Source organism: Alishewanella maricola (genome assembly GCF_016343785.1).
GTDB lineage: Bacteria > Pseudomonadota > Gammaproteobacteria > Enterobacterales > Alteromonadaceae > Alishewanella > Alishewanella maricola.
The window spans coordinates 71,095-87,917 of record NZ_JAEINI020000004.1 but is presented as its reverse complement, the minus strand read 5'-3'; the positions used below and the strand labels follow the sequence as shown (position 1 = coordinate 87,917).

11 protein-coding genes are annotated in these 16,823 nt (G+C 39.6%); 2 read left to right on the top strand and 9 right to left on the bottom strand.

Features of this window, described 5'->3' with window-relative positions; genetic code table 11:
• Positions 1-456 precede the first annotated feature (456 nt).
• From JAO78_RS07580 to JAO78_RS07570, 3 genes are read right to left on the bottom strand one after another with little or no spacing between them, the layout of a single operon-like run.
• Positions 457-2,067, bottom strand: coding sequence for a methyl-accepting chemotaxis protein (locus JAO78_RS07580; RefSeq protein WP_226750774.1), 1,611 nt, complete (start codon positions 2,065-2,067; stop codon positions 457-459).
• A gap of 43 nt (positions 2,068-2,110) precedes the next feature.
• Positions 2,111-2,506: a type 2 periplasmic-binding domain-containing protein gene (locus JAO78_RS07575; RefSeq protein WP_226750773.1), complete on the bottom strand. Its 396-nt coding sequence runs from the start codon at positions 2,504-2,506 to the stop codon at positions 2,111-2,113.
• Between the two features lie 9 nt (positions 2,507-2,515).
• A complete protein-coding gene (locus tag JAO78_RS07570) occupies positions 2,516-3,670 on the bottom strand; it encodes a porin (RefSeq protein WP_226750772.1) in 1,155 nt (384 codons plus the stop codon).
• A 793-nt stretch (positions 3,671-4,463) separates the two neighbouring features.
• Here JAO78_RS07570 and JAO78_RS07565 point away from each other — a divergent pair.
• Together JAO78_RS07565 and JAO78_RS07560 are read left to right on the top strand one after the other, a co-directional pair.
• Positions 4,464-7,316: a sensor domain-containing protein gene (locus JAO78_RS07565; RefSeq protein WP_226750771.1), complete on the top strand. Its 2,853-nt coding sequence runs from the start codon at positions 4,464-4,466 to the stop codon at positions 7,314-7,316.
• A gap of 258 nt (positions 7,317-7,574) precedes the next feature.
• Entirely contained in the window at positions 7,575-9,317 is a 1,743-nt protein-coding gene (locus tag JAO78_RS07560; RefSeq protein ID WP_226750770.1) for a diguanylate cyclase, read from the top strand.
• A 269-nt stretch (positions 9,318-9,586) separates the two neighbouring features.
• On the opposite strand, the gene JAO78_RS07555 is transcribed toward JAO78_RS07560, so the two are convergent.
• The 6 genes from JAO78_RS07555 to JAO78_RS07530 all read right to left on the bottom strand — a co-directional run bounded on the left by JAO78_RS07555 (position 9,587) and on the right by JAO78_RS07530 (position 16,540).
• Positions 9,587-10,531, bottom strand: coding sequence for an ATP-grasp domain-containing protein (locus tag JAO78_RS07555; protein ID WP_226750769.1), 945 nt, complete (start codon positions 10,529-10,531; stop codon positions 9,587-9,589).
• A gap of 540 nt (positions 10,532-11,071) precedes the next feature.
• Positions 11,072-12,808 (bottom strand): ArnT family glycosyltransferase, encoded by a 1,737-nt coding sequence (locus tag JAO78_RS07550; RefSeq protein ID WP_226750768.1) that lies wholly within the window; start codon positions 12,806-12,808, stop codon positions 11,072-11,074.
• A complete protein-coding gene (locus tag JAO78_RS07545; protein WP_226750767.1) occupies positions 12,805-13,443 on the bottom strand; it encodes a TVP38/TMEM64 family protein in 639 nt (212 codons plus the stop codon). The genes JAO78_RS07550 and JAO78_RS07545 overlap by 4 nt, the downstream gene beginning before the upstream one ends.
• 124 nt (positions 13,444-13,567) lie before the next feature.
• Positions 13,568-14,320, bottom strand: coding sequence for a glycosyltransferase family 2 protein (locus JAO78_RS07540; RefSeq protein ID WP_226750766.1), 753 nt, complete (start codon positions 14,318-14,320; stop codon positions 13,568-13,570).
• A 611-nt stretch (positions 14,321-14,931) separates the two neighbouring features.
• Positions 14,932-15,837, bottom strand: coding sequence for a hypothetical protein (locus tag JAO78_RS07535; RefSeq protein ID WP_226750765.1), 906 nt, complete (start codon positions 15,835-15,837; stop codon positions 14,932-14,934).
• Positions 15,824-16,540, bottom strand: coding sequence for a phospholipase A2 family protein (locus JAO78_RS07530; protein ID WP_226750764.1), 717 nt, complete (start codon positions 16,538-16,540; stop codon positions 15,824-15,826). Before JAO78_RS07530 ends, JAO78_RS07535 begins: the two co-directional genes overlap by 14 nt.
• Positions 16,541-16,823: the final 283 nt, after the last annotated feature.

Here is a 16,823-nt window from a genome sequence, read left to right as displayed (position 1 = left end):
GCAAACAAGTTGTTAGGTGTAGTTAAACGCTGTGCTGTAAGCCCACCTTGGTGGTGGCGGTGCTTCCGCTAACCCAGCCGCTTAAAATGAGTCTATCCTGCACTACGCAAAACACCAATGGCTGCGCGGCTAGTGCACTTCATTAAAAGACAGTTGGTAGAAATGTGCTTGTACCATAACAACAGCCCTGCTTTTAAGAACGGCGGGTATTTATGGATATTATTTCTGAATTTTTATAAAAAGAAATTAGCGTTTTAAGCGCCGTTTTAAAGATGACTCACCGGAAGAAATCAACATGCAAAGTTTGAACATTCATGGCAAGCATTCGCATTTTGAGGTGTTTAACTTAACCTCAAAACCGCAACTGCCATGAATGTTCTCTTAGCATTTTACACTTTAATTAACCCTCAAAATTTTCTTAGCGTTCATTAGGGAAATAATCTCTGAAAATCAAGTTTAGGTTTCAAACTTTGAGCTGATCCGAGCCAATGACTCAGATAACACCTTAAGCTCACTGGCAATACCATTCACATCACTTTGCACTGTTTTGGAGTTAACAAAAGAGGTAATCATCTTATTCGTGTTGCTCACAATTTGTTCGGCCACCATGGTTTGCTCTTCGGTAGCGGTAGCAATTTGAGCATTAAGCAAACTAATTTGTTGAACTTCACCACTTATTTGCTCTATAGAAACACCTGCATCAGCTGCTAAAGTTGCAGAATGCGCTGCATTTTTTACTGCCTGTTGCATAATGCTAACGGCCTGACTAACATTCTGTGTTAACTCACCCACTACATTTTGCACCTGAATAACCGACTGAGCTGTTTTAGTAGATAAATTACGAACTTCGTCTGCTACAACAGAAAAACCACGGCCATGATCGCCCGCTCTTGCCGCCTCAATTGCAGCGTTTAATGCGAGTAGGTTTGTTTGGTCAGCAATAGCGTTAATGCTACTGAGAATTTGCGTCACATTCTTAGTTTTTTCAGCTAATTCAGTAATTACTGCCTGTGCTTGTGAAATCTCGGTAGAAAGCCCCTCAGAAAAATCTACCGCATGAGTCGTTTTATCAAAGCCGTGCTTCGCTAACTGGCTAGCCTTTTCAGCAGAAATAGCCGCGTCGTTAGCTGATTGACTAATATCCCTAACAGACATTTGCATTTCCGCCATACTTTGACTCACCGTTTCTGAATCCAAGCTTTGCTCATTTGTCATTAATTGAAGATCTTTCATACCAGAAGCAAGATTACGAGAGCTTTTTGTTAATGGGTCTACCGCATGTGCAAGCTCATTAAAAGAGTCTTGTAACATACTAATAAAGGAATTGAACTCAATAGCAACTTTACCCAGCTCATCATCACTATTTACCGGCAAACGGCTTGCTAAATTTCCTTTACCACTGGCTAATTCGGCTAGAGACGAGCCTAGGGTTTTTGCAGATTGGCTAATTCTGTTGGCAATAATGTGACCTAATCCTGCTGTTAATAAAAGTAAGACTCCACCCAATAATAAAATGACTTTTAATGAACGTTCTGAGTTATCAGATACATCAGAAATGGCCTTAGCAAAACGCTGATCAGCTTGTTGCTCGAACTTAAGAAAATCAGCCGACAATGACTCATACAAGCTTGTTTTAGTATCAACTTGTTTTTTAATTACATCAAAATCTACATCGCCGTCTATAAACCGCTGAGCGATATCAGAGGATAAGTTAGCATAATTATTGGTTTCTTGAGAAAGCTGCTGCAATGAGTCAGCCCACTCAGGATTTAATGTTTTTAGTCGAACAAGTGTTTCTGAAATTCTTAATTGATTCTGTTTAGCTGTAGCAAGTAAATCGGGATCAGATAGCGTTACAGACTGGGTAAAAAACTCATCTAACGATACAAAATTGGTACGTACTTGCGAAGATAGCTTAGCAGTTTCATACATAAAATCTTGCATCTTCTGGGTCGCATCATTATTTTTAAGGGTAAACAATATACTCACTGTCACTACAGCAGAGAATGCAACAACGGCTAATGCAATCACTAGCCATATTTTGACAATTATTGATAAATTTCTCATAAGGCGACCTCAAAGCCGGCGGTATAACCGCCGGATTTTGATTTTATTTAATAGTATGAACAATTTTTACAGCTGCTGTGGCTTTATCAGCGTTGATGTAACCAATAGCCTTTGGATTAGCAGCAACAAATTCTATTACTTCTGCTTCACTAGCAAGTTCAGCTGGAGGCGTACCTTTTCCTGTAAATACCAGTTTTGACCAATGCGCTTTTAATTGAGAGGATGAGCGACCAACGCCCTTTTCATCAAAATCTGAACGAAGCGCTGAAGACTCGGCTAAATTAACGGCAACAAATGCATTCGAGCGCCCTGTATAAATTCGAACAACTTCCTCCGCATCAACACTCGTATTGTTTGCAGGATTTACGATAACGGCAATATTTGCTGCTGCAGAAAAAGAGAAAGCAACCAACGTGCCTAATAGCATTTTGTTTAACATAACAACTCCTTAAAATACTAAATCAACGCCAAGGGCAATTAAACCAATACGGTCACCAGTGGAATCGTTCTTTTCAGAAGAATATTGCACTTTAAACGCAGCAGATGGGTGAAAATCATAACGAGCACCAAGGTTCCATGTTTTTGCACTTCGCTCTTGTGAACGCACAATACCTTGCACCGGTACAAACAACTGTGCGGGTAACACAGCTTGGAACGGTGTGAAAATATTATCGCGGCTTTCGTTATCTTCAACCTCATAAGATATATAAGGAGTTAGGTTGTTAAAACGTTTACCCAATGAAACATAAAAATTGTTTTGTTCAGCAATAAAACTATTATCTACTGTCACTTGAGTGATTTCACTGACTAAAACCCAGTCGCCATTGTCGTAAGTTAAACCCAAACCTAAAAAAGAACCCGTCTCGTCTTGAATGTCAATGTCACTGACTAAAGTATTTAAACCAAGACCATTCAAGGTATTAAGCAAGCCACCAATGGTAAGCGTTGGCGAGAGTGACGCAGACTCTGCATCAATAGTCACTTTACCTCTTAAATAAGCAACACGGCCGCTTAAGTTGCCGTTTGAAAGCTCCCAAGTTAAACCAAGGATATTTTTAATTTCAGCATCTACTTCAAAACCACTAACCGTTGTCTCTCCGTCGTAAGAACCGGCAACGGCCTGTAAAGTAGAATCTAAACCGCCAATTTGGGCTGTTCGATAAAAAGAAACACCTTCAATGTTATCAAAACCAAGACCATAAACACCTTGAGGAACGCGCAACCAGTCATAAGCATATGCCACATCTTTAAAATCAGAATACTTGTAAAATGGCGTTCTTAATCTACCCGCATTGATCCGCATATTCTCAGATAATTCGTAAGTAATAAAAGCCCACTCAAATCCGACATCAAAGTCTTTACTGCCACGGCCAATTAATTGCCCAGTTACTGACAATTTTTCACCTAAATCTGATTTAACCTGCAGTGCAAATAAACTCTCATTTTTTAAATCAAAGTTATTATCATAGCCATAAAGCTGCTGATCGCTTTCCGTTGTCATACCACCTTTAATGGATGCGAAACCGTTAATAGCTACATCGGCAAATGCTGCGGGTGCACTTAAACACCCTAATAATGCTAAAGATAAAGCTGTTTTTTTCATATGTCCCTCTTTAGAGCTAACTGGTTATAAAGCCGCTACTGTCGTTACTGCAATCGTTTTTAAGATATTAGCATGTTATTTTTATTTAAAAAAAACTCTGGTTCATTCTTCTCAAAATTAATTTTATGCCTTGTAAGCTAAACTACATAATGTCAAACAACAACCTGGTGGTAATAGCGTGATTGAACATCACTAACACAACGATGGACTGGTAAAAAGACCGCACCTCTTGTTAGCGGTTAGTCAATACATCATGAAAATACGTTAACATCATAACTTTATTAATACTAAGCTGGCTGTTGAACAATTTTTGGCCATTCTGGTCAACAGATACGGCACAGATACCAGCAAAAAAATTTGTTTAGCGGCTTTGCAAGCCGATTTTTTATACAATAAAATCAATCGTGATGTCGTTATTATCCACAGTTTTTTTTGTGAAATTAAGGCCTTTAGCTTTTACTTTACAAGCTCAGAGCGCTTTAATTGAGTAATCATGCTTATTAAAGAATACGATGTAAAAGTCACAAATCCACAACACATTGATCATAGTAGTTCAATTTTGAACTATCTTTAAATGGATACGAAGAACCATTAAATTCCTGGTTAGAAACGAATCAGCTAAAAAACCAATGCAAAGGCGCTAAAAATTACAAACTGACTATAGCCACATACGTTAGTTTTGCAAACAAAGCTATCACAGACATGAGACCTTTTTATAGTCTTGTAAAAGTTGAAAGTTGAAAGTTGAAAGTAACATTGCGGCATTCTTCAAATACCTTTGAAAGGGCACGAATTGAACACTCAATATTCCCAACTTGAATTGTTACGCTGCTTAAACTTAGCCGTTGTAGTCCACGCTCCAGATACTCGAATTATTTATAGCAATATTCTCGCGTGCGAATTGCTCGGTTTAACTGAAGAACAAATGCAAGGCAAGAAAGGGATTGATCCGGCTTGGAACTTCATCACGGAACAAAGCACTGTTATGCCATTGGCTGACTATCCTGTGAATCGCATAATTTCCTCACGCCAACGTTTAAAAAACCTTGTACTGGGTATAGTAAGCCCTCACCTAACGGAACCGAATTGGGTGTCTGTTGATGGTTTTCCTGAATTTGATCTCAACGGTGAATTAACTCAAGTAATCATCAACTTTTATGACGTGACTAACCTGAAAAAAGCACAAGAACAACTAAGGCAAAGTGAAGAGTTATTACGTTTATCATCTGAGTTAGCAAATGTTGCAGCTTGGGAAAGAGATCTTGTCACTGGCACAATAACACGTTCGAGCAACCACGATAAATTATATGGTCTCTCAGAGTTAGGACCATACGATTTCAATACTTTTATCAACGTTACCCACCCTGAAGATCGTGAGAAATTTACCCTCTTCATCGACAGTGCAATAGCGCAAGGAGGCGCTGATCAATATAAATTTGATTTTAGAATACATTATCCTGACCAGTCTATTCATTGGTTAAACGTCGTAGGCCAAGTTATTGCGCGTGATGAAAATGGCGTTGGTACAAAATTGAGGGGGTTTATTACTGATATCACTGACCGAAAACAAGCTGAATTAGCAGTACACAAAAGCCAAAAACTTCTTGCCGAAACCGAACAGATCGGCAAAGTAGGAGGCTGGGAGTTTAACATAGACTCAGGTAAACAGACATGGACTGAAGAAGTTTACCATATCCATGAACTGGATCCTGAGTCAGATCCATCAGTAGCAATTGGCATTAATTTCTATACTCCAACATCCAAGCCGATTATTGCACTGGCCGTAGATCGAATTATCAAGTATGGCGAACCATTTGATCTAGAACTGGAGATCATCACCGCAAAAGGCAATCTTCGCAATGTACATGCCATTGGCAGAGCTGACTTTGAAAACCGCAGAGTCTATGGTTTCTTTCAAGATATCACCGATCGGAAACAAGCAGAAGTTCAACTACGGATCGCTGCAACCGCCTTTGAGTCACAACAAGGTATGATGGTAACGGATATCAATAAATCCATTATCAGTGTCAATAAAGCATTTACCACTATTACCGGTTATTCTCCTGAGCAAGCCATAGGCCAAACACCAAGTCTGCTCCAATCAGGTCGACACGAAGCTGACTTTTATCAATCTTTGTGGGCAAGTGTTGACGCGCATGGTTCATGGCAGGGTGAAATTTGGAATAGACGCCAAAACGGCGAGATCTATCCAGAAATACTGAGTATTACGGCGGTTAAAAATGACCAAGGCCATACCAGCCACTACGTAGGTGTTTTTTCCGACATCTCAGCACGTAAAGCCATCGAAGAAAAGGTCGAACACCTTGCGTTTTACGACTCTCTAACCGGTTTGCCGAATCGTCTATTGTTAATTGATCGTATGCAGCAAGCCCTTTCTTCAAGTGTTCGCAGTGGCGCTAAAACAGCTTTACTATTTGTGGATCTAGACGAGTTTAAAAATATCAACGACACTGCAGGCCATCCCATCGGTGATAAACTGCTTCAGATGGTTGCCAAGCGTCTTGAATCATCAGTACGTGAGGGCGACACCGTTGCCAGATGGGGTGGTGACGAATTTGTCGTATTGCTTGAAGGTTTAAATTCTTCCACTGAAGAAGCCGCCAGCCAGGCAGCTTCCATCGGAGAAAAGATTCTCTCTTTGCTTGCTCAAAATTATCGGTTGGATGGTTTTGAGCATCAATGCACCGCAAGCATTGGAGTCACTTTAGTCGATACACAAAACCTTCAAAACATTGATAATTGCTTGCAGCAAGCAGACCTTGCTATGTATCAAGCCAAAGGGGCAGGCAAGAATACTTTGCGTTTCTTTGAGCCTCAAATGCAAGCAAGCATGTCGGCACGCGTTGCCCTTCAAACCGACTTACGTCAAGCTATTTACCTCAAACAATTTTCTTTACATTATCAGGCTCAGGTCGCTGAAGGTATTGGCATTGTCGGTGTTGAGGCGCTCATCCGATGGACGCATCCTGAGCACGGTTTGATCCCTCCCGCAAACTTTATTCACATCGCTGAGGAAACGGGTTTGATCCTTCCTATTGGAAGCTGGGTATTAGAAACGGCATGCTCTCAACTGGCAAGCTGGGCCAACATTCCTGTAATGGCCGATTTGAGCATTTCTGTCAATGTCAGCGCACGTCAGTTCATGCAAGTCGATTGGGTCGATCAAGTGTTAGCGATCATTAAAAACACAGGGGCTAATCCGAACCTCCTTAAGCTTGAACTTACGGAGAGCATGCTTGCTCAAAATACCGAGGACATCATTAGCAAAATGACTCTGCTAAAAGCTCATGGTATAGGTTTTTCATTAGACGACTTTGGTACTGGCTATTCCTCGCTATCGTATTTGAAGCTTCTACCCATGGACCAGCTGAAAATTGACAGCAGTTTTGTTAGAGATATCTTAATCGATCCTAACGACTCAGCGATCGCACAGATGGTGATTGGTTTAGCCAAGAATTTAGGGTTAACCGTGATTGCCGAAGGCGTCGAGACCGAAGCTCAGCGCAATGCACTGTCGAAACTAGGGTGTTATGAGTATCAGGGGTATCTTTATAGTAAACCGCTACCGATAAGGGAGTTTGAAGCATTCTTGAACCGTTTTGAAAAAAGCGCATTACAAGAATGATGTTAAGAAATCGATGTCTCACACTTTAATAAGTGAAAAAACGATAAGAACCTAGGTTAAACTGAACCGTCACATTAAACTCTTGTCTAGAGCCTGCTTATTGTGGCTGCGAATTAGGCTTTTGCTTGTTTCGTTTATTGCGTAATATCTTACCAACACTTACTTTATTGGCTTAGATATATTAGGCTATAACTTAAATAGTGTTGGCATTTATTGGCTATCTAGCTAGAAAAGGTTGTCTAGCCCTACCCAATAACCTTGAGTAAAAATGGATCACCGTCATTACCTATGAACCGCTGCCAAATGCTCATAAGAGCAACTCTTCTCGTTGTTTTGTGTTTGTGGTCACTGCTTGCGACAGCAGATACCGCACTTACTGACACTGAAATTGCGCTTGTGAATGAGCGTTTATTTTTACTTGATGACCCAAAATCCAGCTTAACGCCGCAGGAAGCCTTTGCCGCATACAAACGCAATGAATTTACTCAAAATACTCAAAATAAAGTGAGTTTCGGTTTTACCCAAAGCACAATCTGGGCGGTATTAACTGTTGAAAATGTGACAGATGCACCTTTGCAAGGCGTTATAAAGATTGATAATGCCTGGTTAGATAATATTGATCTGTATTTTTTTACCGCCGACCAATTAACTTACCAGGTATCTACAGGCGATAACGTGCCTTTCTCAGATCGCTCACGCAGAGATCGCATGCCGTCGGTTGCACATAAATTTCCGCTGGGCACGTCTCATGTGCTTTTTCGAATTAACTCTGAAGACCCTCTTACCATTCCTGTCTACATGGGCAGCGAAAGGGCAATGGCCAAGGCCTTAAACAAAAATGCGTATTTTTATGGGGCTTTATATGGTGGCTTACTGATATTGCTGATATACAACTTAGCGTTATACTTTTACTTAAAAGAAATTAAGTACTTACTTTACCCCATCTACCTGTTTGCCTTTACTGCATTTAATTTCACTTATACCGGACATGGTTTTTGGCTGCTTTGGTCTGGATCGGTCAGCCTGCAGCAGTGGTTAATGCCAAGCCTCATGTTTTGCTATTTGATCTCAGCAGTCATGTTTACTATTGGCTTTTTGAATACACGGACTTGTTTACCCGCCTTGTATACCTACAGGCAGCGCATCTATGCCAGTTTAATAGTCATAGCGGCTCTGATATTTTTGTCTGGTGATCGCGCGTTTATCATCATGACCCAGTTAATTATGCTAACCATCCTATCGGTTTGGATGCTCGTGGTTGGATACCTGGCTTTCAAAAATAACGATCCGCTAGCCAAGTTTTTTATTCCCGCCATAATTATGGGAACCGGCGGCGCAACCATTTCTAGTTTTGCCACTTGGGGCATTATTCCTTATTCGCAATGGGCGTTTCGAGGGATAGAAATAGGCATGCTATTAGAGATGTCACTATTGTCTATATCTCTTGGGTTTAATTTTAAGTTAGCGCAAAAGGCTCGAATAGTCGCAGAAAGCAATGCCCTGCATGATCCGCTCACCAACTTGTATAACCGCCGGGCATTTTCTAAGCTTGTTTACCCAAGTTGGGAGTTGGGTAAAAGGCACAATATTCCAATGTCCATCATGTTGATGGATTTAGATTGGTTTAAACGAATTAATGACCAATTTGGTCATACCGCAGGCGACAGCGTGCTAAAAGCGGTAGCTAAAGAAATTAAAAGTCGCCTACGTGAATCTGATATTCCATTACGCTGGGGAGGTGAAGAATTTTTAATATTTTTACCCAATACCAACAGTGATCAGGCGCAACAACTCGCAAAAGTTCTGCGAGCACAAATTGAAAAAATTGACCTAAATAAAATAGGCAATGTGACGATGAGTATTGGTGTGGTAAGTGCCACTCCAAATCAAATTGATCTGGATAAATTAATTATTTTGGCTGATGAGGCACTCTATTCGGCCAAGGAGAAAGGCAGAAATACCGTGGTTGTAACAAGTTACAACACGCCTGTTGCCGACTAGCCGCACTTTGCATCAAATCATGATGCTGTACAGGTCATCTCTTCAACTGAATTAAATCAAGTCCCTTAATGACACAACTATTAGTATTTACGAAATGGTTAAAAGAGTTAGTTAAAAATACCACGAGTAAAGACAGGTTTCTCTAAATCATAAAGCTGGCCTATTAAGCATAAAAAATAAACCGCGGCCTTGTAGCAGCGGTTTATGTAATGGCTCGATGCAGAAAAAGTGTGCCTTAGAACTAAGATTGCGTCAGCAAATCCGAATACTTAGGCAGATACTTTATCTAACTCGGCTTTTAAGTAATGTGCCAGTTCAAGCATACCAAATTGCCCCGCTTTGGCCTCAGCGTCTGAATTATAATTGGTGTTAGTATTCACATCATAGGCATAGCTGTTGCCATCTGCATCTTGAATGGCCTCGATACCCGCAACGTCAATGCGATTCGCTTTTAAAAAAGCTTCATACTGCTCAATAAAGGCGGGGCGATAATCTTGTAGTATTTCAAATTTCGCTTTGGGCTGTGCCGGTTTTTCATCTGTTGGGCAGAACATGTCACCTATTGAACAGGCATCGGCTGGGCAAAGCTCGAACCCTTCAGAGGTATCCACTTTCACAGCATACAAAAACTTACCACCAATAAACTCATGTCGGATGATAAAGGGCTCGGTTGCTTTAATATATTGCTGAATAAGGGTAATGCCATCCACCGGCGCATCAAAGTAAGGACCATCAAGATACTCTTGCAGTGCCTGTACCGAGTGAAATAATTGCACACCTTGCCCCTTGCCCGCACGGTTATGCTTGGTGATAAATGAGCCCATGCCTAACGAGTTTGCAGCGGCGATGATGTGTTTTTTGCCTACGGCAGCAATAGTTTTTGGCGTGGCGATACCGGCTTTTTCTAAAGCCAAGTATTGATGTACTTTACTGATCTCTAAACGCAATGCGTTACTGCCGTTGATCACTTTACGGCCATGAAATTCCAGCCAAGCGATTACTGCGCCAGCCAGTTCTGGGGCAAACCGGTGATCACGGGTATGAGAAGAAGCACTGATACGATTATAAAAAACACCCTCGGGTGGCTCACTGGCTAAATCGATGATGCCCTCATCTAAATGCCATAGCTCATAAGGGAAATGCAATTCATCGAGTCGATTTTGTAAATGCACGGTCCAATCATTGTTTTCATGTAACACGTAAATCTTGCTCATGCTATGTTGCCCTTGATGACTCATTTAGGATTGTTGGGTTTGTTGCCTTTAGCTGAAAGATAACGCTTCAGTGATCTGTAATGCTTTAACACTAAATAACAGATGGCCCAATCAGCTTGAATCGGTACCTTGTTACGCCAAAGGCGATTTATCAGCGATGTCGTTGCATTGCTCAAGAATAAAGCCAATTTCAGTGACAAAAAAGCCCTCAAATTCGAGGGCTCACATTATTACCGATAACGACAAAAAGACAAATAACCCTTTTTGTATTGTTGGCAGTTAACCCTTTTTTATTAGGCATCAAAGGGGTGAATGTACTCACACTTCTTTTATTTTTAAATAAGTCATTAACAACATGTCGCACCATGGAATACTGCGATCAGTTATGAGCTAGCAGGCGTCAATGGCCTATTTTCAAACATGAAGAACTCCCAACAACATTTAAGCTAATAAATTAATATGCTTCATGCCAAACACTTAAAAACATGAATCTTACCAACTTTGGATTTTAATAAATCACGTTTTGCCATATAAAAATTGTTATTTTGAAGCTGATGTTTTGTATGAGTAAGTTTTCAGCTCAACTTCCGCTTGTTGACAATCAGCATGCTTGGCACTAATAGGTAATAACATCCAGTGACGTCGATGTGCGAAACCGACATCCAGCGCCTGTGCAACATCAAAGCAACTATTTTCGAGCAAGCTTTCTTCAATTAATACATACTGATGCTCATTTTGCTGCCAATGATATGCGGCCATTAATTGCTGATCATTAGGCGTATGCGCTCCAAAATGATACATAGCATAAGGTGAAAATAAGAAAAATTGTTCTGAAAAATTAACTAAAGCGATTTGTGGCTGAGTTTCTTGTCGTGCCGCAAATTGCAGCTGTACTTGATCATAAATTGAGATCGGTGTGCTGGCGTTATTTCTGAGTTGATAACCATTGGTACTATAGGATAACCACAACACGCTAAAAAATACCGGCCAAGCAAGCCATTTGTAGCTTCTATTTAGCAGTAAAGTTACTATACCGATAACACCAATAAGCAAAAATAAATACCAAGGTTCTATCTCAATTTTCAGCGCTAATTTGCTTACGGCCTTTACATCGGCTAAGCCTAAAATCGCCAACAAAGTCAAAAGCAAACTTAAACCTAGTGTAAAAACAAATAAGCTATTTTTAAGTAATTTTTTCGATAAAAGCTCTTTGTAATAAGGGGCAATAGCAATAACGAGCATAGGCAATGCTGGCAAAATATACACACCTCGCTTACCAGAACTTGCACTGAAAAACGCGATGACTAATAACACATACCCTAAAGGCAGAAGAATACGGCCGTCATATTGCTTTACTGCGGCTAGCCAAGGTTTAATTAACCAAGGCACGGTGAGAATGGCAGGTAACCAAAATACCGGTATCACAGAGGTAATGAAATACCACGCAGGCTTTACATGATGCCAAGCATCGGCATAACGGGTCACCGTTTGCTTTAATAAAATATTATCGCGGTATATTTCATAAGCATTGTTATCAGCTTGCGCAACCAACAATAGCATCGGAATAAACCATAAACTAATCGCCGCTAACATAAAAACTGGCCCAGTGAACCAGGTCCAGAGCGGGTGTTGCACAACTCGCTGCGAGCGTTCTGTGTTTCGCGCATACCAAATATATGGCAGCAGCATAAATACGGGTAAAAACCCGACACCTTTGGTGATAACACCAATACCCATAAAAAACCACGCAAGCGCATACCATTTAAATTGACCATCGACTAAGCAATACCTTAACAGTCCATAGCAACCTAGGGTGATCCAAGCACAAACCATGGCGTCAATCTGCGCGGTTTTTGCTTGCAACAAAAACTGAAGACTAAATAACAATAGCCAGCCTGCTACCAGAGCCGATTTTTTGTCCCATAGCCGTTTTGTAATGTCATACACTAATACCAACGTTAACATCCCCGCCAAGGCACTAGGCAATAGAAAAGACCAGCGCATTGAACCCGTTAGCCAATAAAAAAAGGCAATCGTCCACATAAAAATGGGGGGTTTATCGGGATAAAGTTCTTCGGCACGGGCAGGAAAAAACCATTGGCCCGTTTCAACCATCTCTTTTGCAATAAAAGCAAATCTAGGTTCATCCGCAGGCCAGGGATCACGCAGCCCCATACCGGAAAAAATAAGTACTGCCGCCACAAAAAATAATAGCCAGCTAGTCGCACCAGTTTGTTGCAGAAACGCTGGAAGATAAGTTGGTTTAAGGGTATTCATAACTCTTCCTTGGCACTAGGCTTGAGTGCGTTATTATCGCTACTGCTGAATTCAACGGCGCTGCGTTTGTATCGTTTATAAAGATGAATGCTGAGAACACTTGAAATTGCTAACATCACAATACTGAGAGCAATTTTCCAATCAGAACCGATTAATATCCCTTTACCAAGTAAAGCAAAAACAATCATTTGCGGCAGATATCCTACCGCAGACCCAATAAAAAAAGCGCGTGCATTTATCCGTGAGGCGCCCGCAAGCAAATTAGTAATAAGATTACTGCCAATGGGTAATAACCTTATAATGATCGTTTTACGCGTAGGTTGTGCAGCTAAGAAACCAGCAATTGCTGCTGTTTGGCGTGCAAATCGCTTAACAATTAACGGTGATATGGCATATTTAGAAATATAAAACACCAACGAACATCCGAGAACAGCTGCCAAAGTTGCAATTAAGGTTCCCCACACAAAGCCAAATGCATATCCGCCAAGAAAAGCCACTAGCTGTCTTGGAAAGCCGCATGCCGTTAGCACTGCACCAATGACTAGAAAGTAGATCACGCCTTGAATGCCGTTTTCTCTAATATCGCGATCAATCCATTCTTGATTAAACGACGACAAAAAATCAAAATCAGTCAAGATCCAACCGATAACTAAGCACAAAACAAAAGTGGCAATGCTTTGTTTATACCATTTAACGTTAACGTGTTCAGAGTGTGATTGAGTCATTTATAGTGGTAAATAATATGTTGGTTTAAGTCTGTTAATTTTTAGTTGTACAGGTGGTTTCAGTAACATGTACCCTTTTATTGCGTTTTTGCAGCCACATTACACCTAGCATATCGATTAACCCTGCAAACAAACGCCCCCACATACCATATTTTGATTGGCCATGTTGACGATCTCGGTGGCTCACTTCTACTACAACGATGCTACCGCCTAAGCGCTTGATAAGTGCCGGTAAATAACGGTGCATGTGATTAAAGTACGGTAGCTTGTTAAAGGTTGCTTTTGGAAAAACTTTCAACCCACAACCGGTATCAGGAGTATCATCATTTAATAATTTGGCTCTAACACTATTAGCCACTTTTGACTGGAAACGTTTCCAAGAAGTGTCTTTACGTGCTTTACGGTAGCCAGCAATACAAAAGTCTTGCTCAATGAGTTTAACTTTTTCAGCATGTTGTAATAAGGTTGGGATATCGGCTGGGTTATTTTGCCCATCAGCATCAAGTGTGACAATTAAATCACCACGGGCAAATTGAATACCTGAATAGACGGCTGTGCTTTGACCAACAGATTTTTGGTGTCTTACCAGTTGTACCTTAGTTGGATAAGCATCATGTAATGCCATAATTTTTTTATAAGTGTCATCCGTGCTACCATCGTCGATATAGATGATCTCAAAATCATTTCTATTGGAAAAACAATCAAAAATTTCTAACACCAATGGCGAAATATTATCGGCTTCGTTTTTGGCTGGAATCACAACACTAATACAAATCGTTTCAGGCATCCGTTTCTCGCTTAAAAGGCCAACTATTCATCATGAGACTATAATTCATTATAAACAGCTTTCCCTTAAGTTTTCCTTAAGGCATTTTTATACAGTCAAATAGCCGAACCTCTGAGGTATCTTCTTAAATTATCCAGTTAAAATATAATGTTAAGTAATTTTTGAAGATTCATGACGTTTCGCAGCTTTTCATATCAGATATGTGACAAAACTAACAGGAATCTCATTATTTCAAAAGGGTATCCTTATTAATCACCTAACAAAAAGCCCACTATAAGGTGGGCTTTAACTTTTAAACGACTTATTTCCGGTAAACGACTTATTTAATCCCATTAAACGACTTATTTAATGGAAACACAATTTGATGTATTTAAATAAGTCGTTTAATGGACAATATCGTTTATAAGCCTTCCAGACTCATACAAATTTAAATAAGCCGTTTATTCAATAAACGCAAAACAAATGCAATAAAACCAGAAATTCATTTAATAAATGGCAAAAACCAAAGCAAACTCTAAAAAATCACAAGCGCAAGCCAGTTTTTAAACATTTTATTTCCAGCACTAATCTTATTTTCTAATCTGTAAAAACAAAGTTTACTGAGATTGGAATTATTTATCATCTTGGTATTTTAACATTAAATACCCTTCATAATTTTCAGGATATTTTGATTTGACGTAATCGTCTATGCCTATAAATGGTAATTTTTTACTAGCTACAGACAAGTGCTTGAATAAAGTGTCATTATTGCTCGCATCTTCATTATTCCAATAAGACATCATTTCTTCAAACTTTGCTTTAGCAAGCAGTTCAAGTCCTGTATCAGTTGATAATGCAGCATTAGAATACACTAAAGATTCTAGTGCTTCTTTTACTTGAGAAGGCATTTTATCTCCACCATCTATCCAAGAAGAGTTTGGATTTACGCCAGAACTAAACTTAAAATCAGTATGATAATACGAAATTACTTTTTCGATTTCCGCAACAGTATTTACAAAATTTAAAACCCTTAGTGAATTAATATTTATAGGAAATTCTGATTGTAGTGGATAATTCTCAATTTTGTTGTTTAATAACATAATTGAAACCTCATCAAATCTATTTAATGAAGTAAAGTTCAACTCGCTTTTATTAGGGTAACCTTGTGATAAAAGAATTTCAAACTCTTCATTGCTTGGGCGATTAACTAAATTAAACAAAAATGCGTTTAAAAGTATTATTTTATCTTTTTCATTCTCAGAAAGAGACTTAAAGTATTCTTCAAAATGTAACTCATCTGTAGCTTTCTCCGCTAGTTTTAAACGTGATCCCAAGTTGCTAGTCGATGTGCTTTCAATATTATTTAGAGAGCTTTCTATAGTCTTAGAATCTACAACCTTAATATCAGTTGTGTTATGGGTTTTATCCAAGGAAAGTAGAATAAAAATTACTGAAAGTGAAACTGCTACGTAAAGTCCATATTTTAACATTTTCATTTTTGGGCTCGATAATTTTGCTTCAGACTTAGCAATTTGCATTGAAATCATCCTTAAAATTTCTACAAGCATTCACAACTACAGCGTTTTGTTTTGCTTTAGAGCCAAAGACACGCACAGCACCAGTATACAACTCTGCAAAATCTCCACATTTTAGCTCACCAGAGCATGCTGACAGCAGATTTGAAGCAAATGCATCATCGCAAGAACGTTGAGAGCTGCCTGATGCATAGCAGATGTCATGATTATTACAAGCGCTTGTGAAATCATAACCAGCTCTTGGGCTATTTGCATTTCCGCTAAAACCGTCTAAACCACGAATGTCGAGTAGAGTAACTGCTGCTGATTCGAATATCGAGCCTGTACCACAGCCATTTGAGATTGGGGGAATCGACATGAATCTAATATGATAGTCACTTATATCGCTGGGGAAATATGTGAACGCTCTGTATTGATGACAAGCTTGGGGCTCTCTAGAGCGTAAAGCTTGGCAAAAAGTATCTTTAACTTCTTGGATTAATTGTTCGTCACCGATGGAGTCAAATTGAGATTGATATTCAGCTACGGCTGATGCCATGCTATTTGCTAGATTAGCACACTCCGAACCTGAGCATAAAACACTAAAGCCATTGTCACTTGGCCTTTGCCCAACAATACTGATATGTTCAATACTTAGGGCTTCAGCAGTAAAAATTGATAGTAAAATCGAAAACACTAGTGATTTTTGTTTAACCATGCTTGACATTAAATATCCTTATTAATTTATAAAAGTCATTTTGACTCTGTAGATTTGGTCGTTAGGGGGGATCCACTGCTCAGTAAATAATCAGCCCAAGAAAGTTAGTAAAAAAAATCATTTTGTCAATAGATTTAATTTTTTGTGAATTTTTTTCTGGATTTTTGGTGTGGAATGTTTGTCTTATTTGCCCGGTGTAGGCTCATCCGTTTCCTATTCCCATTATGGAGAAATATTTCTGAGGTATCCCCAGAAATTCTGTAGTTAAAATAAAAAGTTAGGTGATTAGGGA